Annotated in this window: 24 protein-coding genes, 1 pseudogene and 2 CRISPR repeat arrays; of the genes and pseudogenes, 11 read left to right on the top strand and 14 right to left on the bottom strand. The window is 68.8% G+C overall.

Going from position 1 to position 23,233, the window contains the following annotated elements; translation table 11 throughout:
* Positions 1 to 157: 157 nt before the first annotated feature.
* Positions 158 to 385 carry a hypothetical protein gene (locus tag O7627_RS09245; protein WP_278093075.1) on the bottom strand — a complete coding sequence of 76 codons (228 nt, stop codon included), beginning with the start codon at positions 383 to 385 and terminating at the stop codon, positions 158 to 160.
* Positions 386 to 940: 555 nt separating this feature from the next.
* Here O7627_RS09245 and O7627_RS09240 point away from each other — a divergent pair.
* Positions 941 to 1,786, top strand: coding sequence for a helix-turn-helix transcriptional regulator (locus tag O7627_RS09240; protein WP_278093074.1), 846 nt, complete (start codon positions 941 to 943; stop codon positions 1,784 to 1,786).
* 4 nt (positions 1,787 to 1,790) lie between these two features.
* Positions 1,791 to 2,018, top strand: a complete 228-nt coding sequence (locus O7627_RS09235; RefSeq protein ID WP_278093073.1) for a DUF397 domain-containing protein — start codon at positions 1,791 to 1,793, stop codon at positions 2,016 to 2,018.
* A gap of 77 nt (positions 2,019 to 2,095) precedes the next feature.
* On the opposite strand, the gene O7627_RS09230 is transcribed toward O7627_RS09235, so the two are convergent.
* Both O7627_RS09230 and O7627_RS09225 read right to left on the bottom strand, forming a co-directional pair.
* Positions 2,096 to 2,371 (bottom strand): cell division protein DivIVA, encoded by a 276-nt coding sequence (locus tag O7627_RS09230; RefSeq protein WP_278093072.1) that lies wholly within the window; start codon positions 2,369 to 2,371, stop codon positions 2,096 to 2,098.
* Positions 2,364 to 3,608 (bottom strand): hypothetical protein, encoded by a 1,245-nt coding sequence (locus O7627_RS09225; protein ID WP_278093071.1) that lies wholly within the window; start codon positions 3,606 to 3,608, stop codon positions 2,364 to 2,366. Before O7627_RS09225 ends, O7627_RS09230 begins: the two co-directional genes overlap by 8 nt.
* Positions 3,609 to 3,894: 286 nt before the next feature.
* Between O7627_RS09225 and O7627_RS09220 the strand changes: the two genes are divergently transcribed.
* Both O7627_RS09220 and O7627_RS09215 read left to right on the top strand, forming a co-directional pair.
* Positions 3,895 to 4,143: a winged helix-turn-helix domain-containing protein gene (locus O7627_RS09220; RefSeq protein WP_278093070.1), complete on the top strand. Its 249-nt coding sequence runs from the start codon at positions 3,895 to 3,897 to the stop codon at positions 4,141 to 4,143.
* A gap of 92 nt (positions 4,144 to 4,235) precedes the next feature.
* A pseudogene (locus tag O7627_RS09215) lies at positions 4,236 to 4,459 on the top strand (GntR family transcriptional regulator).
* A gap of 213 nt (positions 4,460 to 4,672) precedes the next feature.
* Positions 4,673 to 5,697: a CRISPR direct-repeat array (repeat unit 37 nt; unit sequence GTTGCGATCCTCGCCCGGTCCGGGGACCGGGCGCAGC).
* 124 nt (positions 5,698 to 5,821) lie between these two features.
* On the opposite strand, the gene cas2 reads toward O7627_RS09215, so the two are convergent.
* From cas2 to cas4, 3 genes are read right to left on the bottom strand one after another with little or no spacing between them, the layout of a single operon-like run.
* Positions 5,822 to 6,130 (bottom strand): CRISPR-associated endonuclease Cas2, encoded by a 309-nt coding sequence (gene cas2 / locus O7627_RS09210; RefSeq protein WP_278093068.1) that lies wholly within the window; start codon positions 6,128 to 6,130, stop codon positions 5,822 to 5,824.
* Positions 6,115 to 7,143: a type I-C CRISPR-associated endonuclease Cas1c gene (cas1c, locus tag O7627_RS09205; protein WP_278093067.1), complete on the bottom strand. Its 1,029-nt coding sequence runs from the start codon at positions 7,141 to 7,143 to the stop codon at positions 6,115 to 6,117. Before cas1c ends, cas2 begins: the two co-directional genes overlap by 16 nt.
* On the bottom strand, positions 7,140 to 7,778 hold the full coding sequence (gene cas4 / locus O7627_RS09200) for a CRISPR-associated protein Cas4 (RefSeq protein ID WP_278093066.1): 639 nt from the start codon (positions 7,776 to 7,778) through the stop codon (positions 7,140 to 7,142). The genes cas1c and cas4 overlap by 4 nt, the downstream gene beginning before the upstream one ends.
* Positions 7,779 to 7,883: 105 nt before the next feature.
* Here cas4 and O7627_RS09195 point away from each other — a divergent pair, with 105 nt between their 5' ends.
* Together O7627_RS09195 and O7627_RS09190 are read left to right on the top strand one after the other, a co-directional pair.
* On the top strand, positions 7,884 to 8,243 hold the full coding sequence (locus O7627_RS09195) for a type II toxin-antitoxin system RelE/ParE family toxin (RefSeq protein ID WP_278093065.1): 360 nt from the start codon (positions 7,884 to 7,886) through the stop codon (positions 8,241 to 8,243).
* Entirely contained in the window at positions 8,240 to 8,572 is a 333-nt protein-coding gene (locus tag O7627_RS09190; RefSeq protein ID WP_278093064.1) for a helix-turn-helix transcriptional regulator, read from the top strand. Before O7627_RS09195 ends, O7627_RS09190 begins: the two co-directional genes overlap by 4 nt.
* A 56-nt stretch (positions 8,573 to 8,628) precedes the next feature.
* On the opposite strand, the gene cas7c is transcribed toward O7627_RS09190, so the two are convergent.
* From cas7c to O7627_RS09160, 6 genes are all read right to left on the bottom strand, one after another.
* Positions 8,629 to 9,489 (bottom strand): type I-C CRISPR-associated protein Cas7/Csd2, encoded by an 861-nt coding sequence (gene cas7c / locus O7627_RS09185; protein ID WP_278093063.1) that lies wholly within the window; start codon positions 9,487 to 9,489, stop codon positions 8,629 to 8,631.
* A complete protein-coding gene (cas8c, locus tag O7627_RS09180; RefSeq protein ID WP_278093062.1) occupies positions 9,486 to 11,330 on the bottom strand; it encodes a type I-C CRISPR-associated protein Cas8c/Csd1 in 1,845 nt (614 codons plus the stop codon). The genes cas7c and cas8c overlap by 4 nt, the downstream gene beginning before the upstream one ends.
* Positions 11,330 to 12,019 (bottom strand): type I-C CRISPR-associated protein Cas5c, encoded by a 690-nt coding sequence (gene cas5c / locus O7627_RS09175; RefSeq protein WP_278098225.1) that lies wholly within the window; start codon positions 12,017 to 12,019, stop codon positions 11,330 to 11,332. Before cas5c ends, cas8c begins: the two co-directional genes overlap by 1 nt.
* An 8-nt stretch (positions 12,020 to 12,027) precedes the next feature.
* On the bottom strand, positions 12,028 to 14,280 hold the full coding sequence (cas3, locus tag O7627_RS09170) for a CRISPR-associated helicase Cas3' (RefSeq protein WP_278093061.1): 2,253 nt from the start codon (positions 14,278 to 14,280) through the stop codon (positions 12,028 to 12,030).
* An 840-nt stretch (positions 14,281 to 15,120) separates the two neighbouring features.
* Entirely contained in the window at positions 15,121 to 15,447 is a 327-nt protein-coding gene (locus O7627_RS09165) for a ribbon-helix-helix protein, CopG family (protein WP_278093060.1), read from the bottom strand.
* Positions 15,435 to 15,707 (bottom strand): hypothetical protein, encoded by a 273-nt coding sequence (locus tag O7627_RS09160; RefSeq protein WP_278093059.1) that lies wholly within the window; start codon positions 15,705 to 15,707, stop codon positions 15,435 to 15,437. Before O7627_RS09160 ends, O7627_RS09165 begins: the two co-directional genes overlap by 13 nt.
* Before the next feature lie 81 nt (positions 15,708 to 15,788).
* On the opposite strand from O7627_RS09160, the gene O7627_RS09155 reads away from it, so the two are divergent.
* The 5 genes from O7627_RS09155 to O7627_RS09135 all read left to right on the top strand — a co-directional run bounded on the left by O7627_RS09155 (position 15,789) and on the right by O7627_RS09135 (position 21,615).
* A complete protein-coding gene (locus O7627_RS09155) occupies positions 15,789 to 16,181 on the top strand; it encodes a hypothetical protein (RefSeq protein ID WP_278093058.1) in 393 nt (130 codons plus the stop codon).
* A gap of 94 nt (positions 16,182 to 16,275) precedes the next feature.
* Positions 16,276 to 17,199: a CRISPR direct-repeat array (repeat unit 37 nt; unit sequence GTTGCGATCCTCGCCCGGTCCGGAGACCGGGCGCAGC).
* Between the two features lie 439 nt (positions 17,200 to 17,638).
* Positions 17,639 to 18,277 (top strand): hypothetical protein, encoded by a 639-nt coding sequence (locus O7627_RS09150; RefSeq protein ID WP_278093057.1) that lies wholly within the window; start codon positions 17,639 to 17,641, stop codon positions 18,275 to 18,277.
* Positions 18,278 to 18,644: 367 nt separating this feature from the next.
* Positions 18,645 to 20,321 (top strand): hypothetical protein, encoded by a 1,677-nt coding sequence (locus tag O7627_RS09145; RefSeq protein ID WP_278093056.1) that lies wholly within the window; start codon positions 18,645 to 18,647, stop codon positions 20,319 to 20,321.
* The gene (locus O7627_RS09140) at positions 20,318 to 20,956 is read left to right on the top strand and encodes a hypothetical protein (RefSeq protein ID WP_278093055.1); all 639 of its coding nucleotides are present in this window, start codon (positions 20,318 to 20,320) and stop codon (positions 20,954 to 20,956) included. The genes O7627_RS09145 and O7627_RS09140 overlap by 4 nt, the downstream gene beginning before the upstream one ends.
* Positions 20,957 to 20,991: 35 nt before the next feature.
* Positions 20,992 to 21,615 (top strand): hypothetical protein, encoded by a 624-nt coding sequence (locus O7627_RS09135; RefSeq protein ID WP_278093054.1) that lies wholly within the window; start codon positions 20,992 to 20,994, stop codon positions 21,613 to 21,615.
* Between the two features lie 27 nt (positions 21,616 to 21,642).
* Here the strand turns inward: O7627_RS09135 and O7627_RS09130 are convergent, their stop codons facing one another.
* Together O7627_RS09130 and O7627_RS09125 are read right to left on the bottom strand one after the other, a co-directional pair.
* Complete coding sequence (locus O7627_RS09130; protein WP_278093053.1) at positions 21,643 to 22,434, bottom strand: MBL fold metallo-hydrolase; 792 nt, start codon at positions 22,432 to 22,434, stop codon at positions 21,643 to 21,645.
* A complete protein-coding gene (locus tag O7627_RS09125) occupies positions 22,431 to 23,231 on the bottom strand; it encodes an alpha/beta hydrolase (protein WP_278093052.1) in 801 nt (266 codons plus the stop codon). Before O7627_RS09125 ends, O7627_RS09130 begins: the two co-directional genes overlap by 4 nt.
* Positions 23,232 to 23,233: the final 2 nt, after the last annotated feature.

Genomic DNA, 23,233 nt, shown 5'->3' with positions numbered 1-23,233 from the left:
CACTCGGGGACCCTACTCTGCGCTGACCAGGTCCCAGACCGATGCCCCTTCTACCGGGCTGGAAACCTCCACCCGCCGGGTCGGAAAGTGGCGGGGCGACTGGGCACGAAGTGACGCCCGGCAGCGGGTGTGGCTGCCGGGCTGTGGGCGTACCGGATCAGTTGGCGTTTGTGAGGCGGCGGCCTACGGCCAGGACCTTTACGCGTTGGCGGCCGGCGCGGACCATGCCGAGCGCGGCGAAGGCGCCGGCGATGCGCTCGGCGGCCTCCCGGCTGGAGGCGCCGACGACCTGGCGGCGGCGCTCGGGTTCGCGGCGTTCGTCGCGTTCACCGTTGGTGAGGGGGCGCACGTCGGTGAGGACCACCAGGTAGCGGGTGGCGGTCATGGCGGCCCTCCGCGCGGTGCGCGGTAGCGGCACACCCACCGGTAGCGCGGGATCGCGCAGTAGCTGAGCAGGGACCGGTGACGGCGTCGTCGGCTCGGAGGCAGGGACCGACGACGCCGCACCACCGGCGGGGATTGGTGTTCGCTTCCGCGGTCAGCTGGCACGACTGACCGCCTCGGGCTCGGCGGTGGTGGCGGTAAGGGCGCCCCACCTGTCACGGCAGACGTACGCGAGGTTGGCGTGGATCCAGGCGCCGTCGTTGTCCCGTAGTACCGGCCGCGAACACCATCTGCACCGCGACACCCGAGGCCAAGAGCTGCTTGCAGTCATCCGGGCTCCCCAGGGTCGCGGCGGCGGGAGGCACACGGCGATCGGGTACGGGGGAGATCCGATCGCCGTGCGCCTCATTCCCCTTCGGTCACTCACTGCCACCGTCGACACGACCACTGGCGGTGAGGACGCCACCACAGGCTGGCACCGTGAGCGCGTGAATGCAACTCTCACCGGCATTCTCTCATGCACGGATTCCCAATTGGATGTGTCAGGATCTATGGCATGGCCCCGAAGACCGCACGGTCCCGACGACTCGGGATCGCCCTGCGCCAGTACCGCGAAGCCGCCGGGATGACCCTCGAACGCGCCGCGGACGAGATCAGCAGCACCCGCAGCACGCTGTCGCGCTGGGAGAACGCCAAGAGCCCGGTCAGCCCGGCGATGGTCCGGAGCCTGCTCATGCTCTACGAAGTGGACCCCAAGGAGGTGACGGAACTGGTCCAGCTCGCCAAGGACGCGCGCAAGCCACAGTGGTGGGTGTCGTACTCGTTCCTGCTGGACGAGCGCACCATCAACTTCATCGCGCTGGAGGCCGAGGCGAGCGCGATCGCCAACTTCGAGCCGTCGGTGGTGCCAGGGCTCGTCCAGACCGCCGACTACATCCGGGCCATCATGCTCGGCGGCCCGCACACCCTCACCGACGAGGAGGTCGAGCAGCGGGTACAGCTGCGGCTCGACCGGCAGAAGCGGCTCACCGAGCCGCACCCGCCGATCTTCGACGCGATCATCGACGAGGGCGCGCTGCTGCGCCCGGTCGGCGGCACCGCGATCAACGACGCGCAGCTCAAGCACCTGCTGAAGGTCTCCGAGCTGCCGAACATCACGGTGCAGGTGATCCCGCTGTCCGCCGGCTACCACCGGGGCACCCGGGGCTCGCTGCACCTGCTCGAATTCCCCGACCCCGAAGACCCGCAGATCGCCTCGGTCGAGACCGTCGCCGGGCAGATGATCATCGACCGCCCCGACGAGCTGCGTACCTGCACCAAGATCATGGACAACCTGCGGACCGTCGCCCTGCATCCGGCGGCGAGCCGCGACAAGATCCGCGAACTCCTGAAAGGACGGTAACTCCGTGAACCCCACGACACCCTCGACACAGGCCCTCGACTTCACCGAACCCCTCCCTTGGCGCAAGAGCAGCTACAGCGGCGACCAGGGCGCCTGCGTCGAGTTCGCCCCCCTCACCGACGGCGTCGCGATCCGCGACTCCAAGGACCCCGACGGCCCCCGACTGCGCTTCTCCCCCGCCGCCTGGACGGCGTTCGCCGCCGCCGCACCGCCCCGCCCCGCCGCACACTGAAGGACACCACCGCACCATGCCGCGCCCCCCGGTGCGGCCGGCACCGGACGATCGCGGCCCGGCGCGGGCCGGCAACCTCACCAGCGGACACCTCCCCAGGCCCCCTGGTTCGCCGGCCCGCGCCGGTGGCAGTGCCGATGGTCGCGCTGCCACCGCAGCAGCGCGGCCCGGATCCGATCGTTCTCGTCCCGGGCCGCCGTCAGGTCCCGGCCGAGCCGGTCGACCTCGGCCGCGAGCGCGGCCACGTAGGCGTAGACCTCGTCGGGGTCCAGGCCGCCCCGCCAGCGCGGCGCCCGCGAAAACCCGACGACTCTGAGCTGGTACGCCCCGGCGCGCTTCCCGCCGTCAGCCATCGCAGTCCCGCTCCACCGGCCCGGCCGCCCCCGGCCCCAGGTCGAGGTCCGGCTCAACCGACAGCGCCAGCCCGACCGCCTCGTCCCGGAACCCGCGCCACTGCGCGGCGCTGAGCCGCTCGTCGACAAGCAGGTCAACCAGGATCAGGGTCATGGTGACGGTCAGCCGCACCGCATCGGCCGCCGGCGCCGGCCGCTGCCCCAACGCCGCCTGGATCACTTGCTCGGCGAGCACCCGATCCACCTCCCCCGAGCCGCCGTCGTAGCGCAGGTGCAGCCGTTGCACGACGGTGGCGACGGTCGACCGCTCCGGCGGCGCCGGGGCGAACCGCCGCTCCACCGCGAGCACTGTCGCGGCGGCCAGCGCGTCCGCGTACCCGCAGAGCGCCTCGCCGTGTCGCAGCAGGCCGATGCGGTCGGCGTACCGGAAGGTGTTGCCCTTGCTCAGGTTCTGCAGGGCGTCGAGGCAGTGCGCGTAGAAGGTGCGGTCGCGCCGGCCGCCGCCGAGCAGCCGCCAGCCGACCGCCGGCCCGTACCCCCGCCGGAGCAGCCACCCGACCCGCCGCCGCCACGGCACCCGCAGGTGCGGCGCCCGGTCGCCGGCAACCCGCTCGGCGGCCCGCCGCACCAGCGCCCCGGCCAGCTCCGCGCCGTCCCCGACGCTCGCGCCCGGATGCCGGCTGCGCGCCAACACTGCAAGCACCCGCCGCCCGCGCGCCGGCTGCGGGTCAACCCCCACAATCCCATCCGCGTACGCGGACAGCGCCACCACCCCGAGCTGGACGCGCCCGATCACCTCGTCGAGTACGCCGATCGCGAGCCGCCACCGGCCGAGCGCGGCGCGGACCGCCGGACCGGGTTCGCCGGTCAGGGTGGCGGTGGCCGCCTCGACCCGCTCGCGTACCCGGACCACGCCGGTGGTGGTGCGCCGGACCTGGTCGGCGACGGTGGTGAGCGCGGCGACCAGGTCACCCATGCTGGTCAGCGGCGCGATCCCGGGGAGTGCGCGCAGCTCGTCGATGCCGCCGGCCAGGTGGTTGCCGGCCGGGCCGGTGAGTGCCAGCGCGTCGCCCCAGGTCGCCAGGGCGCGGGCCGGCAGCGGGTGCGTCGAGCCGGCGGCGATCGCCCGCACCCGCTCGACGGCGAGCCCGAGCTGCGCGTACGCCTCCCGCAGTTCGTCGATGCTGTGCTCGACGACCCAGGCGGCGTCGTACGCCTGCGTGGTGGTGCCGGTCATCTGTGCTCCTCTCCCCTGCGCGTGGTCAGCGCCGCCGTGGCCCGATCGGGGGAGATCACGGGCCACGGCGGCCTACTGGGAGCACCGGGACGGCACCACTTCGGGAGAGCAGGATTGGCGGACAGCCACCCTGAGCAGCACCGCCCCGGCTGATCCGGGCACGAACCCGGGGTGAGACACCTTCGTTGCCGACGAGGAGTGCCTCGCGACCAACTTATGATACGTAGCATCATGAGTTCAACCCCTGATTCCAAGAACTTGAAGTCATGAGTGGTTTGGTGATCAGATGGTGGTGCCGACGAGGAGCACCGCTATGCCGATCACTCCGTACTATGAGCGGATCGCCAACGAGATCCGAGCCAAGATCGACTCCGGCGAGTGGCCGCCAGGAACGAAGCTGCCTTCAACTTCCCAGCTCTGCGCCCAGTACGACGTCTCGACCCAGGTGATCCGCTCCGTGATGCTCATCCTGCGCAGCGAGGGCCTCGTCGAGGGCCATCAGGGCAAAGGCGTCTACGTTCGTGAGCGCCCGTAGAACAACGGCTCGTCCGACCAGGCGCTTACCGTCTGGTCGTTCTCCTGTGAGCCCAGCCCACTCGGATGGGCCACCAGCCCGAGGGGACAGCCATGCCCGCGATCCCGCTCACCTACGCCGAGATCGCGCCGCCCGAATCCGGTCCGGCGAGCACCAGCCGGGCGAACGTCTGCCGTCTTACAAGGGAATCAGCGAGTTGTACTCCGTCTCGTTCTCAACCGCCGCCCGATCCGTGGCCCTGCTTCGCGACCGCGGCCTGGTCGTCGGCGCGCCCGGCCGAGGCGTCTTCGTCGCCGATCCCAAGTCAAGCCGGTAGATCTGCCGGTTTGGTTGCGGGCTGCGCCCGGCCCGAGGACCGGGCACAGCGCCGACGCATCCGCCGACGACCGGCCCACCACCTTGATGTTGCGATCCTCGCCCGGTCCGGGGACCGGGCGCAGCTCCGGCCGCGCCCGGTGTACTCGAATAGCGCGGAACAGTCGGTTGCGATCCTCGCCCGGTCCGGGGACCGGGCGCAGCCGGCGAACCCGGCACCACGGCCCGGTCCGGGGACCGGGCGCAGCCCAGGGGGCCGGTATACACCGGGGAATGCTCATCTCTCGTTGCGATCCTCGCCCGGTCCGGGGACCGGGCGCAGCGGCACGTACCACACGATCATGACCGGGGCACCCCCGGGTTGCGATCCTCGCCCGGTCCGGGGACCGGGCGCAGCACCCCGTAGCCGCCGATCCGGCCGATGTGCTGGGTACGGTTGCGATCCTCGCCCGGTCCGGGGACCGGGCGCAGCTCGTGGACGCCGATCGCCGGCAGCCCGGGCGACGTCAACGTTGCGATCCTCGCCCGGTCCGGGGACCGGGCGCAGCCCGCAACCGCGGCATGCCCCGAGGCTTCCGGCACGCCCCGTTGCGATCCTCGCCCGGTCCGGGGACCGGGCGCAGCTCCACATCGCCGACTTCTCGGTGTGGCAGGACGGCGGGTTGCGATCCTCGCCCGGTCCGGGGACCGGGCGCAGCAGGCCGCGCAGCGGCTCGCCGACGCCCAAGACGCGGTGTTGCGATCCTCGCCCGGTCCGGGGACCGGGCGCAGCCGGTACGGTCCTGATCACTAATCACGGTCATACCCCGTTGCGATCCTCGCCCGGTCCGGGGACCGGGCGCAGCCGCCCGGTCCGGGGACCGGGCGCAGCCGGTGACCGGGTCGCCGCCTATCTGCCCAACTGCGTCCCGGGCGCAGCCGCCCGGTCCGGGGACCGGGCGCAGCCATCACGGCGGGCATCATTGCGGCGCTCAAGGGCAACCGGGCGCAGCCGCCCGGTCCGGGGACCGGGCGCAGCAAGCCGCCGCGTCCCGGTGACCGGGCCGCTCACCAGCCCGGGCGCAGCCGCCCGGTCCGGGGACCGGGCGCAGCCCGCGCCCTGCACGCCTGGTCCGTGGCGTCGCCCGGGCCGGGCGCAGCCGCCCGGTCCGGGGACCGGGCGCAGCGTGTTCGGCCAGACCATCCCGCACCGGGTCGGGATGCCGGGCGCAGCCGCCCGGTCCGGGGACCGGGCGCAGCGGTTCGCGAGCAGTGAGAATAGTCGGATCTCGATCTACCCTGGCTGCTCGCAAGTCCGAATGGTTCATTTTATGCCGTTTTTCTGGTTCGGAACCTGCGGCGTTTTCGTGGTCGCCGGAGGTTCCTAGATCACGAACGGGCCGCGTGGGTCGACCTGACGTCCGCGGCCGAGGTGTTCGACGTTGTCGAGTGCGCCGGCCGGCAGGCGGTAGATCCGGATGGAGTCGCGGACCGGGTCGATGACCGCCTGGAGAGCCGCGACGAGGCGTACCTTGTCGGCTTCCCGGCAGACCACCTCGAACACGGACTTCTGCACTCGGTGGCCGTGTGCCTCGCAGATCTTCGCGACCTTCCGGAGCCGCTGCTGGCCCTGCGGGGTCACGGTCTCCACGTCGTAGGTGACGAGCAGGTCCACGATCAGTTCACCGTCCACGGCTGGTAGGTCGCCAGGTCGCCCCGCAGGTGCCGGGCCAGCAGTCTGGCCTGCACCAACGGCAGCAGCGCCCCGGGCACCTCGCGCTTGAGGGCGGCGTGCTGCCAGGTTCGCTGCCGGCTCTGCTGCCAGCCGGCCAGCACGACCTTGCGACCCTTCTCCGTGAGGCGGCAGGCGCCGTTAGGCAGCTCCTCAAAATCGCTGAGCGCCAACTCCTTGCGGTTGAGCAGGGTGAAGGCCAGCCGATCGGCAAGTAGCGGTCGGAACTCCTCCATCAGGTCGAGCGCCAGCGCCGGCTTCGCCGGGCGCACGCCATGCAGGAATCCGATGTACGGATCCAGCCCGACCTGCTCCAACGCACCCTGCACGGACACCCGCAGCATGCCGTACAGGAAGGAGAGCAGGCAGTTGACCGGGTCGGTCGGTGGCCTCTTGTTGCGGCCGGCGGCCCGCCAGTCCTTGCTGTTCGTCACCAGGTAGGGGACGGCTGCGAAGTAGTCGCGGGCGGCGATGCCCTCGATGCCGAGCACCTCGTTCGCGTCCTTCGCCGCGGCGAGCATCGACAGCCGCTCAGCCTGCAGCTCGGCGGTCGCCCGCAGCGCCGTCTGGCGGTGACCCGAGGTGTCCCGAGCCGTCCGCAGCAGCATCTGGCGGGCGTTGTGAATCTTCCCGGCCACCATCGCGACACCGATGGCGAGCCGCCGGTCGGACGACTCCGCGGCCTGATGCTGTGCCCGCCGGAGCAGCGGGTTGCCGGTCGTCGGCCCGCCCAGCCGGGCCCGGAAGCGGCCCATCCCGGTGACCCAACTGATCGAGCGGCCGTCGTCGGCGCAGCGCAGCAGCAGGTCGTCGGTGACCGTGACACCGCCGAAGACGACCAGATGGTCGATCCGAACCAGAGGAAGGAGCATACGGGCGGGCTGCTCGGGGTGGTAGATCCGGACCGTGTCGCCCTCCAGGTGCAGGCTGGTGCCGGGGGTCTGTACGTACAGGGTGTTGAGTAGTTCGGTCACGCCAGCTTTCCCAGCGGTCGAGGGGTGAACAGGTCGCGCGACGCCCAGCCTCGGCCGTCGGTGACCTCGGGCAGGCAGTCGTCGCGCAGCGAACACTTGCGGCAGCGGGAGTCGTTCCGGGCCAGCGGCAGGGTCTGCGTCGTCAGCAGTGCGCGGACCGCCTCAGTCGCCGCCACCACCCGGGCCAGCAGGCCGGGCTCGATCGGGACCGGGTGGCGACGGCGTTCGGCCACCGAGTAGATGTAGCCGGCCGGCACCTCGTACCCGGCTTCGAGCAGGCAGAGCGCCTGACCGCCGAGCTGCAGCTCGGCCGGCCCGCCCGGCTGGTAGCGGCCGACCTTGTACTCGACGGGGGTCGCCGTCCTACCCTCAAACTCGACCACGTCGCAGATGCCCCGGAGTCCATGCTCGTGGCTCCAGACCGGCAGCGACCGGATGACGGTCAGCCCTGCCCGCCGCTGGATGCCCGGCAGATCCACGGCCGCATGACTCAGATCTCCGCGTACGGTCTCCGCGCTCTCCGCCCAGACCCCCTCAACGTGGATCAGCGCCGTCTGCCGGTGGCAGTAGTCGTAGTGCTCCAACGCGGAGAGCGGCACCTCCCAGGCACCGCTCTCCGCCCCGCCATCTGTCACGGCCCTGGCTCGGTCGGCGGGTCGAGGCGGCATGCGAGCTCTGGCATTTGGTCTCCTGACTCCCACATGGATATAAGTTCTGCTTATACTGGCGAGGTGTGGGACGTGAATCTGCACCCAGCCGTCGACGCATGGTTTCTGGATCTCTGCCACAACGATCCGACCAGCGCCGACCTCGTCGGCGACGCCATCGACCTGCTCGCCGAACACGGGCCCGCCCTGGGCAGGCCACTGGTGGACCGACTGAAGGGCAGCAGGTTCCACCACATGAAGGAACTGAGGCCAGGCTCGACAGGCACGAGCGAGATACGCATGATCTTCGCGTTCGATCCTGCACGTGAAGCGGTCTTCCTGGTCGCCGGGGACAAATCTGGCCAATGGCGAGAGTGGTATCGCACTGCGGTACCACTGGCCGACGAACGCTTCGAGGAACACCTGATGAGGCTGAAGGAAACGCAGGCATGAGCGAAATGTCGAACTGGCGAGATGTGAAGGCCAAGGCTCGGGCCATCGACCCAGAGTGGGATAGCGAGGAACGGGTCGCCCGTCGCGCCCGGATGCGGGAACAGATGCTCGCCTCCGTCAGCGGCGCTCAGCTCGCCGATATTCGCAAGAGCCTGGGTATGACCCAGTCCCAGCTCGCTGAGGCCGCCGGACTTACTCAGGCCAGGATCAGCCAGATCGAGAACGGCGAGGTCACCAGCTTGGAGACCCTTCGCTCCTACGTCACCGGGCTCGGCGGTCACTTGGACGTTGTCGCTCGCATCGGCAACATCCACCTCAACGTCGCCTGAGCCTTGGAGAAGGGCGGAACCGTCCCAGATTCCGCCCTCCGCCCACGTCAACTCAGTCACGGCCAGAGGTCGACGACTTTGGTGAGTTCGATGCCGTCCGGTAGCGGTGAGTTGTCGACGGTGCGGGTGTAGTCGGTGTGGCTGCGGGCGGCCTTCTCCGTGTTCGTGCGTACGACCTTGATCCGGCCGGTCAGGGCGGCGGCGGGCTGGACGCCGAGGGCGTCCGGATGGCTGAAGACGTACAGGCCGCAGAGCTTCATCTCGCCCCGGGTGGCGGACCGGTCGTGGTCGAACATCAGGGTGATGGCCTGCCACAGGGCGGCCAGGTCGTCGGACGTCACCCCGGTCTTGGCGGCCCGGGGGGCGGAGAAGTAGGCGTGCGCCCGGTACAGGCCGTAGGGCACTGTCCACTTCGAGCCCATCTCGGTCCGCTCGCCCTTGTCGATGTCCTCCTGGCGGGTCTGGGTGACCCGGGTGATCGCGTGGTCGGTGGGCAGGATCGGGTCGATGCTGCGGCCGAAGGTGAGCTGGAGCGGGCCGCGGACCTGGCCGGCGCCGCCGCCCTTGCCGGTGCTCAGCACGGCGCCGAACATCCGTACATCGAAGTAGTGCTCGCAGAGCCACTGCTGCGCGGCGTCGGCCTTGCCCGGGTTGGCCTTCAGACCCGCCTCGATGCGTGTGTTCAGGGCGTGCCCGGCCTCGACGAAGATGCCGTAGCGGGGGTCGTCTCCCCGCAGCAGCGACACGGTGTCGCGGATCTTGCGCTTGAGGGCGACGTCGGTGACCAGGCCCTGGCTGGTCTCGTCGTCGGTGCGCGGCTGGTTGCCGGCGTCCGGGTCGCCGTTGGGGTTGCCGTCTGAGACGTCGAACAGCAGCACCGCGTCGTGGCGGCGGGTGGGGTCCAGGTGGGCGGTCATTCGGCGTCTCCTTCAGATGCCTCGGCTGCGGGCTGCTGCTCGTCAAGTGGTGGGGGAAGGTCGGTCTTGGCCTTGTTGTTCGCGGCGGCGATCCGCTCGGCGCGCATCGACGCCCGCTGCTGGTGGTAGCCGAGGATGAACTCGGCCTTCTGCGGCAGAACCGCGCCACTGGGAATGTTGGCCTTCGAGTCCAGCCGTGAGTAGAGGTCGTCCAGCCGGTTCTGGTAGGCGGTGGCCCAGCTCGGTCGGCGCAGCGGTCCACGCAACCGGCGCAGCCAGGCGGTCGCCGTCCGCTCCCCGGAGACCAGGACGGCCTGCGGGTTGGTGATCGCCCGGCCGAAGTAGCGCTCCGCGAAGGTGGTGTTCAGCGGCTGCTTGGCGACCTGGAAGACCGTTCGTTGCAGGTCGTCGAGGACCGCGAAGATCCGCCCCGACACATACGCCGGCGCGTTGTTGTCATCGTTCAAGGTCGGCGTCAGCCTCTCTCGTGCGTTGTAGCTTGGGTGTCGGCGCAGGGCCAGCCGGACGAGGGCGACCCTGGCGGTGTCGACCCGGCCATCGGTCCGGATCCGGTTGACCACATGGTTGAGCAGTTTCGGCGGTAGCGGACGGCCGAGCAGGGCAGCGCCGAGCAGGCCCTTGAAGGTGTCCGGCGGCCGGTCCTCGCCGGATGCGCCGAACCTCGCCCAGGTGCCGGCCTCGGCGCCCCGGCCGGACTGCCAGCGGCCCGCCACCCGGACCAGTTGCAGCAGGCGGACCAGGGTCACCTCGCCGGTCCAGCCGTCGACGATCTCGTGGTCGTCGAACCACCGCCCGATGTTCTCCTTGACTCGCGCCAGCGGCATCACCACCCAGTCGCGGACCACCACCCGGGCCACGTTGCCGCCGACCGTCACCGAGCAGTAGGTCGAGAGGTCGTCGACCGCGGGTCTGGCACCGTCGACCGGCGTGCCGAGCATGACCTGGATCCGCTTCTCGTTCGGATCGTCAAGCACCGCCATCGGGTTGAACTGCGAGCCGCCCACCACCCACCAGGCCAGCCGGGCGTTCTGCCCGCTGAACGTGGTGCTGTGCTCAGGGTCGGACAGCAGCGTGACCAGGGCGGACATAAACTTCAGTCCGCAGTCGGAGCAGATCGGCGTGTGGGTGAGGAACTTCTGCAGCTCGTACCCGTGCACCGATTCGTTGATGCTGACCAGCGACGCGCCCTGGGTGGCGCCGGGCAGCCAGCGTTGCGGCACCTGCTGCGGGATCGTCTTCAACAACGGCTGCACCCGCCCGCACACCAGGCAGCGCCCCGACTGGCCGGAGCCCTTGCGCCCCTCGGCGACCGAGGCCCAGTAGCTGGCGGCGGATGGTGTGTCGAAGGCGAACCGGTTGTCGACCCGGAACGCCACCAGGTCACCGCGTGCCCAACCGTCCGGCTCGGCGACCCGCTTGTCGTACTTGCCTTCGTAGAAGGCGACGATCGCCGCTCCGGGCCCGTCCGGATCACGGGTCGCCCAGTCGTGGTGCAGATCCCGGAACGCCTGGTGCTGCTTGGCGACCCGATCCGGTTTGCCACCCTCGTCGAGCCAACCGAAGACGTACTCGATGTTGTCGACGGCGACGGTGGGTGCGATGCCCGCGGTGCGGGTGATGGCCGGCACCGTGCGCCGCACCCCGAACCGGCGCTGCGGGTCGGTCTTGTCGGCCGTGTCCCGCAGCCGCCCGGTGGGCGCCCCGTCGGAACCGATGTCGAGGATCCACCGGACCGGCTTCTCCGCGTAGAACGGCGGCGCCTCGTCACCGTCCTCGGCGCCGCCGCTGTCCGCGAACTCGACCAGGCGTTGCAGGAGCATCAGGCGGCTCCGCTCGCCGGCAGATCAAGTTCAAGACCCCTTTCGGGTACGGCGAGCACGCCGTCGACCACCCGGGCGGCGAACCACTCCATCCTCGGCTTACCCTTGTCGTCCCAGTGGACCGAGTGGAGCATGATGCCGATCTCCTCGTTGAGCCCCTTCTGCCGCTCGACGGACTCGTCCGGCCAGCCGAACTCCGCGCTGAACTCCCGGGTGCCCAGGTACGGCCGCTGGTAGCAGGCACCCCGGCGGACCCGGCGCCGGAACTGGTCCCGGTACGCGGCCACCGGCTTGTCGGCATGCCGTTTCGTCTCGATGTGCGCGTGGATCCGGTACGCCACATCCCGCAGGCAGACCGCGTTGCGCTGGTCGCGGTGGGCGACGGTGTCGACCCGACGGCTCCCCTTGACCGCCTCCGCGAGCGGCGCCACGTCGGAGGTCTCGTTGCGCCGGATCGTGAACTGACGAATCGGCTTCAACACCTCGATCGCCACGATCTGGTACCGGATCTCCGGCTTCCAAAAAATCGCTTCGAGTACGCCGACCGCCGCAGACGGCGTCGGCACCGGATAGCTGACCCGCTCCACCTTCAACTCCGGCCGGGAGAACAGCGCCGCTTCCCCCCACACCTGCACGGCCACCGGCAGGTCACCCGATCGGTTCCGGCGCAGCGTGACCCCGTTGACCACATCCGTAGTCACAGAACAAAATCCTCCAGCTTCGGGTCGATCTCGATTCCGGTGTGCGGGTCGTATCCGCCGACCCATTCGACGAGGCCGCCGACCTTGACCTCCCCGAGGATCGGCCGCATCAGTGCCCGGACCCCGGCGTCACGGAAAGCGCTGACGTGCAGGTTCGTCGTGTACGGCTGGAGCCGGCGCAGATCGGTCAGCTGCGGCACCGGCGCGGTCCGGATCCGCTCGATCAGGTGCTCCAGCTCGCCGCGTTCCTCGGCGGTCTCCGCGCCCTGTGGTGTGACGACCGCGATCCCCTGGTCGTCGATCAGCCGGAACGCCTCCTTGCGGTCGCGGGCCTTCTCCCCCGCGTTGACGATCGGACCGTCGGTCACGGTCTGGAACTGCCAGCGTTGCCGCGCCCGCTGGATCTTCCGCCCCAGGTGTCCCCGGTGCTCCAGGTTCAGCGTGTCGTACAGGTCCCGGTAGTAGCCCGCGAGCGTGGTCAGGTCGTCGAGGTCGGGCTTGCCCGGCCCGAAGGCGCGTTCGGTGCACCCGATCAGCAGCTTGTAGCTGGGTGGATGCCCGCCGTCCTGCGGCGCGAACACGACCAACCGGCCGCCGTCCGGCAGGCTGCCTTCGCGGTTCGCCCGCCCGGCGGCCTGCAGCAGCGAATCGGCCGGCGCCATAGCCCGGAACACGACTGGGAAGTCGATGTCGACCCCAGCCTCGATGAGCTGGGTGGCCGTGAGCAGGACCGGCTCCTCCAGTTTCAACCGGCGGTCTACCTCCGCGAGGACCCGGCGCCGGTGTGCCGGACACATCCTGGTGGACAGGTGGAACGCCGGCCTCTCCCGCCACTCCTGGAAGACCTGCTGCGCGTTGGCCGTGGTGTTCACCACGACCAGGGCGGCCCGTTCCTCGGCGGCCTGACCGGCGATGTCTGCGAGGGTCGGTGCCGGATCGACCTGCCACTCGTACCGCACCCGACGCAGGTCGGTGACGAGTCGGGCCGGATCCCGCACGACGTCGACCGCTTCGACCTCCTTGAACTCCTTGAGCGCCCAGAAGTCAGGCTGCGTCGCGGAGGAGAGCAACACGGTCGAGCCGAAGTGCTCGACCAGGATCTTCAGCCCGTTCAGGATCGGAACCAGCAGGCGGTGCGGCAACGCCTGCACCTCGTCGAGCACGATGACGGCGTTGGCCAGGCGGTGGACCCGCCGCATCGCGGACGGCTTCCGCCCGAATAGCGACTCGAAGAGTCGGACGAAGGTGGTCACGACGAACGGCGCGTCCCAGTTCTCGGCCGCGAGTCGCGCCCACTTCCCGGCCGCCGGATCGTCGAAGTCGACCTGGCTGTGGTGCTCCAGGACGGTCGGCTCCCCGCCCTCCTCGTCAAGCAGGTCGCGGTAGACGGCGGCGTTCTGCTCGGTGATCGTCAGGAACGGCACCGCGACGATCACCCGCCGCATCCCGTGCCGCTCGGCATGCCGCAACGCGAACCCACCGGCCGCTAGTGTCTTGCCCCCACCCGTCGGCACGGGCATCCGGAAGATTCCCGGCGGTAGCTCGGCGGCGGCGAGGCAGTCGGTGTAGATCCGCTCGCGGAGGCTGTTTATCGGCGAGCTGGGCCGCCGTGCCAGGGTTTCGGCACGGCGTTGCTCGAAGCGCTTGTAGAGCCGGCCGAAGTCCGCGTCGTCGCGTACCCGAGGTTGGGTGAGCTGGCCGAAGTGAGCGGCGGTGTCGAGCGAGTCGGCGTCGACCAACGCGCTGTAGCAAAGCCGTAGCGCCATCTCACCGACCAGCGCATCCCGCTGCCACGCCGTCGGAACCGCCCGGCTGAGATCCGCCGGCAGGCCGGGCAGCAGGTCCGGCAGTGCGGCCTCGGCCGACGCGACATCGCCGGCCCGATCCAGGCTGGCCGACAGTTGCTGGGTCAGCGCGTCTGCGTCGATCAGACCGCCGTGATGCCCGTAGATCCCGAGCGCGAAGGACCCGAGCCCGCGCTCCCGCGCGATCCTGGTCCCGAGCCCCTTGTGGTCGATACCGACCGGCCGACCGCTGCCGGCGGCCTTTGCCAGCCCTGACTGCCAGGTACACGAAGCCTTTCCGACATCATGCAGAACGCCCAACGTGTACGCCAGCTCACCACCGCCGAACGCAGCCGCGAACCGCTGGGCGAGCAAACCGGTGCTGAGCAGGTGTTCTCTGAGTCCATGCCAGTTCTCGGTGCCGGGCGCAGGGCTGTGCGCCCACAACACCTTTTCACTAGACACGAATGGCCCTCACATGATCACTTGCCGGGGAGGCGTCCGACCATAGAGGACGCGAACTTAATCCAGTCAACCCCGCAACAGGCAACTGTCAGAAACCCGCCAGAACCGGAGCTGAGGTCATGGCCTCAGCTCCGGTCATTGCTCGCCGTTATGGCCCATCGCGACGCCGCGACTTTGCGATCCTCGGCGCAGAACACGCCGCAGACACCTGAACCGTCAGGTGCAAGGCCGACCGAGGTCGGGTGCCGAACGAGAATATGAATTTCCCTCAACGGGACTTCACTCAAGCGAGAAGAGGCTATCGGAGGGTTTGTAGTTTCGTCGCCGCGCCTCGACTGAGCCATGACATGTCGTTCGTCGCAGCGTCCGATGATCCATCAAAGCAGACACTTGCGTGATCATCGGCCGTATGCCAGCATTGCGATTCGCCGCGGCACGCAAATCAGATCGGACTATCACTCGAATTTAATTCATATCAAGGACCAGAACTTCACCTCAAGGAAGGCGGTCCGCTGCTGTCACAGCGGACCGCCGGTAGCCCCCCACGACGGAAAATGAGGATGCTTGATGAGCCTACAGGCTTCAAAACCAGAGCCGACAGATGCACCGAAGCTCGACAGGGAACCTCCAGACCCCCAGCTGCCAATTCGATGGGCAGTCATCATCTGCATCGGCGGAGCCGTAGGGACAGCCGTCGGCGCCAGGGAGGGCTGGCCCGCAGGAATCCTGTCCTGTCTCGGGACCGTCGGAATTCTTCACAGCATCTTGAGAAGGTAACGCCAGTCCTCCGGAAACGGCCTCCCAGCCGGCCAGCTTGGCGCAAGCCGTCCAGGCACCAGATCAAGCAGCCGGCCGGGCAGCTCGCTGGACAAAATCGAGCAACTCCGTGACAGGCACAACGTCACGAGGGCCAGTAGGAGCGAGCTGCGACGCCACCCATTCCTCAATGACCTTGCGCATGAGAACGCTGGTCCCCATGCCTCGGGACTCTGCGAGATCCTGCAGGTCTTCATACACCGCCGCTGGCAGCCGCACGGTCCGAACCGCCATGATCTCGCGCTCGGTAGCGCGAGGCGCCTCGACAGGCTCCCCCTCACGAATGAGAGCAGAAAGATCATTCTCCTTCACCCAGTTGATCATTTCTTGCTCACTCATTACTTCATCCATCGATTCCACTCCTCGACCTCGGACGGCGTCATTGGCCTCGCGAACGAGATGTTCCAGAGTCCGCTGATCTCTCGGTTGCGAACCAGCAGCACCGCAACATGCAGACCCGAGCCCGCCCTGCCCATGACGATGCGCCCCCCACCCGGAAGCTGACGCGTCGATGTCTCGTCGGGCGGCGCATACAGCACATCGGCGACATCAACCAGCGTGACGCCGTCAAGGTTCCTGCGCGCAGCATCGGTCCAGTTGAACTGCTCCACAGTCCAGGAGCGTAACACGGCGTGTTACGCTCCATGGACGAGCCGCGCCCCCACCCAGCCCTCATGCATTACCGTACAAGCGTGACGGACCATGCTAGGGCGTACGAGCCCTTGACTGTCGAACGCCTGGGTACGTTGCTCGCGGGAGCCGACGAAGCGCGCAGATGGCGTCTCGTCGCGGAATTCCTTGAGGAGTACCGGTGGGAGCAGGCCGCCACACGCGGTAGCCTTCTGGCCATCGAGCCTCAGCCCGTCGGCGACGTGCGCTGGGACGTCTTCCTCGCTGCCTTGGCGGAACACGTCTCGGCCAGGGACGGACGTGGCGCACCGGCCTGGGTCGAGACGAGATCGCTGCGACGATTCTGGTTCCCCTTCAACAGCCGGGCCGCTCGCGTCGACGCTATAGTGCACGCTCCAGCGGCGTTTCGACGTCGCGGCGTGTTCGTCGCCGTCCAGGAGCTGAATGTCGCGTGAGCGCGCCCGAGCTACTTTGAGGCCGCGTACCGATCGAGGATGCCTTCGACGACTGGATGACAGATTGGCCAAGCATCTCCGTAACCTCGCACGAGTTGTGGTCCTCGCCCGGTCGGGAGACCGGGGCGTAGCACCTCTCTCGCGTGCTGCTGCACCAGCTCAGCCGGTGCGTTGCGATCCTCGGCCGGCCCGGAAGCTGGACGCAGCGAGCCGCGACGATCGCCGTCACCGTGGCCGCGTCGATGTTGCGAACCTCGCCCGATCCGGAGACCGGGCGCAGCGCCTCGACGGTGACGCGGCTCATCCGGGCCAGCCAGGCGTTGCGATCCTCGCCCGGTCCGGAGACCGGGCGCAGCGGTGCGCTTGCGGCGGCGCGGCTCCGGCCCGCGCACCGGTTGCGATCCTCGCCCGGTCCGGAGACCGGGCGCAGCCAGAGCGTCATCGGCGAGCACGAGCGCGTACGCCCGGCGTTGCGATCCTCGCCCGGTCCGGAGACCGGGCGCAGCTCAACCTCACCCCCGGCGACAAAACCGTAAAGCTGGAGTTGCGATCCTCGCCCGGTCCGGAGACCGGGCGCAGCAGTCTGGCGGAAACGCGACTGCCACCAATCGCAACACGTTGCGATCCTCGCCCGGTCCGGAGACCGGGCGCAGCCGCGTCGGCGCCCAGGTGCCATGTGCCGTCACCCGTTGCGATCCTCGCCCGGTCCGGAGACCGGGCGCAGCCGGAAATGGGCCGCGTGATGCCGCCCGGCGCCGGGTTGCGATCCTCGCCCGGTCCGGAGACCGGGCGCAGCCGCCCAACCGCAGGATTTTCGAGCCGGCGACCGGGCTGGTTGCGATCCTCGCCCGGTCCGGAGACCGGGCGCAGCAACCGATCGTAGGTGTCATCGTAGAGTTTCGTCCCGAAGTTGCGATCCTCGCCCGGTCCGGAGACCGGGCGCAGCAAGCGGTCCGGCGGCGGCCTGATGTTCGTGAAGACGTTGCGATCCTCGCCCGGTCCGGAGACCGGGCGCAGCGCTTACTGAGCAGCGGACATGCATGGACAGCAATACAGAAACGATGATCTTGCGTCTGTTCTGCAGGCATTTGTTCTGGCTTAGTGGTTCGGTACCCTCAGCGTACGGCGTACTCGCCTGGGGTTCCTAGATCAACTGTCGGGCGTCGGCGGGCCGACGGTCGGCACGCGCACGCAAGCGGGCGAAGTGATTGCCCGCTGTCTCGCGTACTTCTTCATCCTCACGTAGCTGCTGAAGTGCGCAAGTCTGGACCGACCCGTGCGTCGTCCGGCCGACGGGGTCCTACCTCGCAAGAAAGCTACAGAGGTGGGCACGCCGTCATTGCACGAATCCGCAGTGCGTTCCGGCACCGATGACCGCGCCCACCACCGCTCGCTACCGTCAGCATCCGCTTATTGGCTCTGTTCTTGGGACAGCCAGCCGACAGAGGGAGGATCCCATGCCAGATCGAGCGGACAGCGGACCAGGGGTACGGCGGCGCGGGTGGCGGGCGCGGGTGACCGGCCTGGTCATGACCGTCGCGATGATGTCGGGTGCCGCGGTGCTGGCCGTGCCGGGCAGCGCGCAGGCCGGCGTGTTCGGGCCGGACATCGCCTGCCCGACCGACCCCAGCATCGTGTGGACGACAACCGTCGCCGCCCGCAACACCGTCGTGTACCAGGGTCACCTCTTCACGGTGACATCGGCGAACCGTACCTTCATCGCCAGTGACGGGCGGACCGTCGACAACGGACTCAGCTCCCCGATCACCGCGACCTTCACGTCGCAGCAGTCCCGGACCTACACGGTCATTACCAAGGTCGGCACCTCCGCCGAGCTCACCAGCAAGCTCCAGGCCACCGTGAGCGTCGACATCCAGTACTCGCGCACCACGGCCATCGGGGTCAACGCCCAGGTGACCGTGCCCGCGTACAGCCGGGTTCTGGGGCTCTACGGGGTCGAGGTGTACGACGTGGCATACACCGCTCAGAGGGTCTGGATGAACCTGGCCCGCTCGAAGTGCTGGGACCGGGGCACCCAGTCCGACACCACCTCCGCGCCCACCTTGGTCGAGGGTTGGCGGTTCACCGCTGGCTGATCGGCTGTCGATCTCCGATCACATTGCGGACCTAGTGACCTCGACCATCCACAGGACGGACGAACGATGGTCACAGAAAGCTGAGCCACGCCGGGATCCCGTCCCCGAACTGGCATCCCGACCTGGGCTGGAACGGCAACCCGCCTTGAAGTGGCAAGAGGCGCTGGCTTCGGGATGGTATGTCCATCTCGGAGCCGCGCACCGCGGGCTGCCTGGTAGCGGATACGGCATAGACACGCTTGCGGGGGTGGACTACTCTGCGCGGTGAGAAAGTGTCGCGTACGCCTCCCGGATGCTCCTTAATGATCTCAGCCCGCGGGCGGCGCGATCTGACTCGGAGCGGCTCAGAATCCACGGGGGGATCTTGATGTCCGGCGGCATCATCTATGACACGAACTTCTACTCCACCCTCGTCAACGAGGTGAACGCGTTCCGGGACGCCCTGACGAAGCGTTGGCGTGAAGAGGTCGCGGTCGCTGTGCGAGGGCTCGGCACCTTCCGCACCGCCTTCCACCGGGTCCGGGTCCCGGTCGGGGAGGACCTCTGGGACTACTGGGATCCGATCAACCAGGTGCACATCATCTACGGCTCGTGCGAGGTCATCGCCTGGGCGCAGGGCGACCAGCAGGGCGGGATTCCCTCCTGCCCGGGGCGCACTTTCGGCCCGGAGATGGGTTACCCGCCGACGACCACCTTCGACCGCAACGGCAACGAGGTGATCGTGCCGAACGAGATCGTCTGCGGCATGAATTCGATCATGCAGCGGGTCGAGGACTGGGCCTACGGCGAAGGCAGCGCCATCCTCGCCAAGCTGCCGACGTTCGACGCGCATGACCAGCGCGCGATCGAGAGCGCGCAGCAGGCGATCCTCGCGATCGGCAGTGCCGTGGGCATGGAGTCCTCCGGCGGGTCTGGTGCCACCTTTAACCCGTCGAGCAACGCCGACCTGATCAATAAGATCGACAAGCTCATCGGCGCGGACGGTGAGGGTGGGGCTTGGTATACCGTGTGGACCGGGCTGGCCGCCGACAGACTCAAAGACGGCTTCTTCGCCTCGATCGCACCGACCCTCGGTAACCAGGCCCAGATCGCCGCGGGCGTCCACAACCTCTACAGCGCCAGGGGCACGATCATTCAGGAGATCCGCTCCGGCTCACTGAAAATCCTTCGGGATGCCGGCAAGGCACTCGACGAGACCCATACGGTCACCACCGACCTCAACCCGGTGTGGCAAACCTTCCAAGGTATGGGCACGGCGCTCACGATCGGCGGTGGCTGGAACCCGGCCCTCGCGGCCGTCGGCGCGAGTTGCATTCTCACTGGCATCATCGGGCAGAACTTCGCGCCGGAGACCAAGAGCACCGAATACTCCCACGACGTCGAGGCGGTGATAACCGCCCTCTGGGCCCACCTGGATGAGCAGGCCCGCGACCTCTTCTCCCGGGAGAACGACTACAACAACGGCGTCCACAGCCTGCGCGACACCATCTTCGGGATCGACAGCTTCAACCTGGAGCTGTACGACATGACGGAGAACACCGCCACCGGCAACGGCGACCGGACGGGCATCCACATCGACATCCCAACCGCCCTGGAGCTCGCCGACACCTGCTTCGAGTGTGCCAAGATCTATGAGGACCGGCTCATTCCGAGGATCACCGACGTCCAGGCGGCCGACGCGTCGCTGGCCACCGAGGACGGATCCGAGGGCATGGCCGACCCGAAGGTCAAGGCGCTGGTCCTGGAGTACCGAGAGTATTTGAGGACCACATGCGGGCGCCTCTATACTGCGGGCGAGCAGATCAAGGCGGCGGCCGAGGCGTACGCGGCGACAGACGCCGAGCACGCCGCAGCTTTCCGGTCCACCATGGCGGACTGGGACGAGGGTTCCGCTCCGGGCCACGCCTCGGACTGGGCGCGCGCCACCGACCGCAGCGGCTGGCAGGTGCACATCCCGGGTGCTCCCTCCTATGTCTTCGACACGACACCCGGTGGTGAACACGAGGCCGGGCCGGAATATGAGACGGAGGCGACCCCGCGATGAGACGAGTTGTGGTAGTAGCTGCCGCGGGACTACTGCTGGCGGGTTGCAGCACGCCGGCAGACCCCGGTGCTGGCGAGTCAACGCCGCCATCCCCGGTCGAGTCGACCACCCGGGGCGGGGAGGCCGACCTCGGCGCGGTCTGCGAGGCATTGGAAGCCGTGGTGAAGCTGCCGGCCGACGGGACCGTCCAGTACAAGGCCAAGTTCAACAAGCCGACCGGCTGGGCGACCAACGTGCCGCTGTGCGATATCGAGCCGGAGGGCGAGTACTACGACGTCGCCACCAAGGTCCCGACCTTCGGCCGGGCCGAGTTCAACTATGGCGTCCTCACCAAGGAAGAACTCCAGCGATTGGGATACCCGCAGTACTCCCCCGAGCGAGCGCAGGACCTTCTCACCCTCGATCAGGCGGATCCCCTAGGCGACGAGGTACCGTGCGCGAACAAGCCCTGTAAGAACAGCATCAACGGCTACCAGTACAACTTCCGCTTCGAAGCCACGATGGATGACATCGGGGTGTTCGCGAAGTTTGACTACATCACCACCGACGTGAGCGGCGATCAGCTGGCGCAGTACCGGAATCAGGCCATCGCGGCGTACACCGCCTCCATGGACACCATCGCCGCCGGGCTCTGATGCGGGACGGAGGTGACGCCACGATGAGACGGGTTGTGGCTGCCGCCGCCGGACTACTGCTGGCTGGCTGCGACGCTTCGGCGGGTCCCGGAGACCGGCAGTCAATGCGGCCATCCACGGTCGAGTCGACCCGGGATGGCGGGGAGACCGACCTCGGCGCGGTCTGCGAGGAACTGAAGGCCGTGGTGAAGCTGCCAGCCGACGGGACCGTCCAGTACAACGCCAAGTTCAGGAAGCCGACCGGCTGGGCGACAAACGCACCGATCTGCGACATCGAGCCGGACGGCGAGTACCACGACGTCGCCACCCAGACCCCGACCTTCGGTCGGGCCGAATTCAACTACAGCGTCCTCACCGACGCAGAACTCCAGCGACTGGGATATCCGGAGTACTCTCCCGAGCGGGCTCAGGAGCTGCTCACTCTCGATCATCTGGATCCGCTGTCCGACCAGCTACCGTGCGCCGACGCGCCTTGCAAGGATGGCATAACCGGCTACGTGTACAACTTCCGCTTCGAGGCCACGACCGACGACATCGGGGTGTACGCGCAGTTCGACTACATCACCACCGACGTGAGCGGCGAGCAGCAAGCGCAGTACCGGAACCAGGCGATCGCCGCGTACACCGCCTCGATGGACACCATCGCCGCTGGGCTCTAGAACTGCCGCGAGGGACCCGGCGGCCGGTCAGGTTTCCAGGTCGGTGGGGGTGCCGATCGGGAGCCAGCGGATCCGCTGCCGCACGTCGGCCGGCGCGGAGGCGAACTCGCGTTCCATCGCAACACGGGGTTCCTGGAAGTGTTTCCAGCCCTCGTAGTGCACCGGCACGACCGTGTGTGGGCGTACGTCGTCCAGCAGCTTCACAGCGTCGCGGGCGGTCATCGAGTACCGCAGCGGGCCGGTGATCGGGAACCGGACGCCGCCGAGGTGCAGCAGCGCCAGCCCGACCGGCAGCCGGCTCCCGACCTGTCGTACGCCGCCGAACAGCACCGTGTCGCCCGAGATCCACAGGGCACCGTGCGCCTGGCCCGGCCAGCGCAGGGCGAAGCCGACCACGTCGCCGACGATCGGCCGGCTCAGCGGCGGCCCGTGCCGGCAGGGGGTGGCGGTCACCTCGATGGTGGGCCGGCCCTCCCCCGCCAGCGTGGTCGTCGCCCACGGTGCCAGGCCCCGGGCGCCGCCGCCGAGCCGCCGAGCGCCCGGCACGGTGGTGACGACGACACCGGCCGAGGAGAGCAGCTCCCGGCCGGCGCCGTCGAGGTTGTCGCCGTGGTGGTCGTGGGTCAGCAGCACCGCGTCGATGGGGCCGAGCGCGTCGGCGGCGACGGCCGGGTCGGCGAGCTTGCGGGACGAGGTGCCCCAGCCGAACGCGTACCGCCGGCCGGCCGGGTCGAACGTCGGGTCGGTCAGCAGCCGCCAGCCCGCGAACTCGACAAGCGCCGTCGGCCCGCCGATGTGGGTGACCCGGACCGTGGTCATGACCGGGCGTGCCGCAGGGCCCAGTCGAGGGCGTAGTCGGCGATCTCCTCCCAGCCCTGCTGGGCGGGGAGCAGGTGGGCGTACCCGTCGTAGATCTTGTGTTCGGTGACGGTGTTGGACTTGTAGTGCTTGGCGTTGGACTCCTGCACCGACGGCGGCATGATGTGGTCCTCGCTGCCGGAGATGAACAGCAGCGGCGCCCGCTCGTCGTTGTGGTAGTCGACCCAGGTGTCCTGGTGGCCGGGCTGGAAGTTGGCCAGCACGCCGCCCCACACGATGCCGCCGCTGGCGGGGATGTGGTAGCGCTCGTAGAGCGCCTCGGACTCCTCCTCGGTGAAGGTGTTGGTGAAGGCGTAGCGCCACTGCTCCAGCGTCAGGCCGACCGCCTTGTGCCGGTTGGCGGGGCTTTTCAGCACCGGCAGGGTGGACTTCACCTGGGACAGCGGGACCACCCGCACCCCCTCGGTGGGGGCCGAGTTCATCGCCACCCCGGCGGCGCCGAAGCCGTGGTCGAGCAGGATCTGGGTGAACGCGCCGCCGGCCGAGTGGCCGATGATGATGGGCGGGGTGTCCAGCTCGCGGATGATCCCCTCGATCTTCTCGATGATCGCGGGCACGGTGACGTCGGCGATGATCTGCGGGTTGGCCCGCAGGGCCTCGACCTCGACCTCGAAGCCCGGGTACGCCGGGGCGATCACCCGGTAGCCCTTGGCCTCGTAGTGGGTGATCCAGTTCTCCCAGCTTCGCGGTGTGACCCAGAAGCCGTGGACCAGGACGATCGTGTCTGGCGTGGTCATGG

Origin of the sequence: Solwaraspora sp. WMMD1047, from assembly GCF_029626155.1 — a bacterium.
Lineage (GTDB): Bacteria > Actinomycetota > Actinomycetes > Mycobacteriales > Micromonosporaceae > WMMD1047.
This window is presented reverse-complemented; position numbering and strand designations above follow the sequence as displayed.